Raw genomic sequence first — 2,451 nt, 5'->3', positions numbered from 1 at the left:
AGCCGAATCGCTTGCGAGAGCAGGCATTGAGAATATTGGACTCGTAGACTATGACAAGATTCATATTTCAAACATAAATAGGCAGATACACGCATTGGACGAGACGGTGGGCGAAAGCAAAGTTTCTGTCATGAAGAAGAGGATGGAGTCTATAAATCCACATGTCAAGGTTTCTATTTTTCCTATAATGGCAGATGAATCAAACATCCGCGAAATCCTTCGGACAAAACCCGATTATGTAATAGATGCAATAGATATGGTGACAAGCAAGCTGGCGTTGATTGAGTTTTGCGTAAAAAATTCAATTCCTATTGTAAGCTCTATGGGAACTGGAAATAAACTGCATCCTGAAATGCTCCAAATTGATGACATTCATAAGACAAGCGTTTGCCCACTTGCAAAGGTTATACGAAAAGAACTTAAAAAGAGAGAAATCAAGAGATTGAAGGTTGTATACTCGAAAGAAGCTCCAATTAAAAAATCAGATGGCGTGATAGGCAGCATTTCAACTGTGCCTCCAGCGGCCGGAATACTGCTTGCTTCGATTGCGATAAATGACATAATGGAAGAAAAAGGTTTACATAAAAAGGTTGACATAAAATCCGAATGTGAGGTATGATGTTTTTGAAACAGGCGAATTTATTGCCTATAAACAGATATAAACAGATATAAAACAGATTTTGGAGGCTTGAGATGAATAAAAAAAGAGTAGGGGTTTTATTGGCTTGCGCGATATTCGTGTTTTCGAATTTTTCTTCGATGGCGGCAACGCAAAATATTTCAGGGGTTTATAAAAACGGATCAAAAGGATACACTGTGCAGTTGATCCAGGAGGCTATGGATAAAGCAGGCTATTTCAAGTATGGCAGCTATACATCCTATTATGGAAACATCACTGAAGCGGCTGTAAGGGCATTTCAAGCGGCTAACGGACTAGAAGACGATGGAATAGTTGGGCCGGTAACTGCAAGAAAAATTGAGGCTCTGGAATTTGTGGATAAACCTGTTTCAAGGAGTTCGAAAAGCAGAAAATATGGAGAGTATCTTGATTGGTGGACTGAAGTATTTCCAATGATTGACAGAAACAAAACAATTTTTGAAGTTAAGGATTTTTATACAGGTATAAGGTTTAATGTTAAAGTGACCGGTGGAACAAACCATGCTGATGTCGAGGCTTTGACAAAAGCGGACAGCGAAAAAATGAAAGATGCATGGGGGGGAGAATTCAGTTGGGAAAGAAGGCCGGTTCTCATTTACCATGGCGACAGGGTCATAGCGGCATCAATGGCAAACATGCCTCATGCAGGACTCGATTCAGAGCCTTCAAGAGTTTGGGTGTCGAATAGAAGCGATGGCTATGGAAGCGGTTACAATTACGATTCCGTAAAAAACAATGGAATGAACGGCCATGTGGATTTGCATTTCAATAATAGCACACGCCATTCGGACGGGAATCAGGACTCGCGGCACCAAGCGGCAATAAGGGTAAGCGCAGGACTATAGATAATTGATTATTAATATGTTTTAAGGATATGGGATAGACAGTTGACATTGCTGTTTATCCTATATTTTTTTATATGCTACCATGTACAACAAGTTAGCTTATGTTATTATGTAACTGAGCCAGGCGATAGTCACATTTTGGATTTTGATAATTGGAGGGAATAGCAATGGAAAAGCGTTTATATCGATCAAGAAAAGATAAAGTCATCTCAGGTGTCTGCGGAGGAATTGCTGAGTATTTCGAAATTGATTCGACTATTATTAGATTGGTATGGGTCATATTGATATTTCTCGCAGGAACGGGTATTGTTGCCTACATCATTGCGGCTATAATAATTCCGGAAGAGCCGGAGTATGCAAGTTATTCGGAAAAAGATGAAACATCTGAAGAATACGAAGCTCATCAGATTGAGTACGAAAACGAGCCGAAAGAAAAAAAGGTAGAAGAGGTTTTTAAAAAGAATAAGAAAAACCGCAACGCCATTGGTGTGATACTTATACTTCTTGGAATTTTCTTCTTTGCACGGAGAATGTTCTACTGGGTAGATTTTGCTTATATATGGCCGTTACTTCTTGTTGGCACAGGATTATATTTCATCATTAAAAAGGATTAATCGCACGCAGTATTTTTTGTAATGAACCTAGTGTGAATCTAGATATGCAAAGGTTTAATCCTTGCATATCTAGATTCACACTAGGTTTTTTTATGGAATTAAAAGTAAAATCCGAAAAGAATATTGAAAAGATGAATATAAATGATATAATCTAAATACCGCATTACAGAATATCGTTCTGTATAAAACAACGAAACGGAGGGAGAAACATGTCATACAAAAGTGATATAGAAATAGCCCAAGAGGCGACAATGCAGGACATAAGAGAAATAGCAAAGAAAGTGGGACTCTCGGAAGATAATATAGACCTTTACGGAAAGTACAAAGCAAAGGT

The 2,451-nt window shown here is 38.4% G+C and carries 4 protein-coding genes; all 4 read left to right on the top strand.

Translation table 11 applies throughout. The features are described from left to right. A partial coding sequence (locus JJE29_09485; protein ID MBK5252846.1) for a tRNA threonylcarbamoyladenosine dehydratase occupies nucleotides 1-619 on the top strand: 619 nt, incomplete at its 5' end. Nucleotides 620-693: 74 nt separating this feature from the next. Beyond that, nucleotides 694-1,503 (top strand): peptidoglycan-binding protein, encoded by an 810-nt coding sequence (locus JJE29_09480; GenBank protein MBK5252845.1) that lies wholly within the window; start codon nucleotides 694-696, stop codon nucleotides 1,501-1,503. A gap of 167 nt (nucleotides 1,504-1,670) precedes the next feature. Beyond that, nucleotides 1,671-2,117, top strand: a complete 447-nt coding sequence (locus JJE29_09475) for a PspC domain-containing protein (protein MBK5252844.1) — start codon at nucleotides 1,671-1,673, stop codon at nucleotides 2,115-2,117. A gap of 209 nt (nucleotides 2,118-2,326) precedes the next feature. After that, nucleotides 2,327-2,451: formate--tetrahydrofolate ligase (locus JJE29_09470; protein ID MBK5252843.1), on the top strand; the 125-nt coding region annotated here is incomplete at its 3' end.

The organism is Peptostreptococcaceae bacterium, from assembly GCA_016649995.1.
Lineage (GTDB): Bacteria > Bacillota > Clostridia > Peptostreptococcales > BM714 > BM714.
The sequence above is the reverse complement of the archived record's forward strand: the minus strand, read 5'-3'. Positions and strand labels throughout refer to the sequence as shown.

Coding starts and splice junctions, on each gene's coding strand:
- JJE29_09480 (MBK5252845.1), top strand. CDS start 694: ATGAATAAAAAAAGAGTAGGGGTTTTATTGGCTTGCGCGATATTCGTG.
- JJE29_09475 (MBK5252844.1), top strand. CDS start 1,671: ATGGAAAAGCGTTTATATCGATCAAGAAAAGATAAAGTCATCTCAGGT.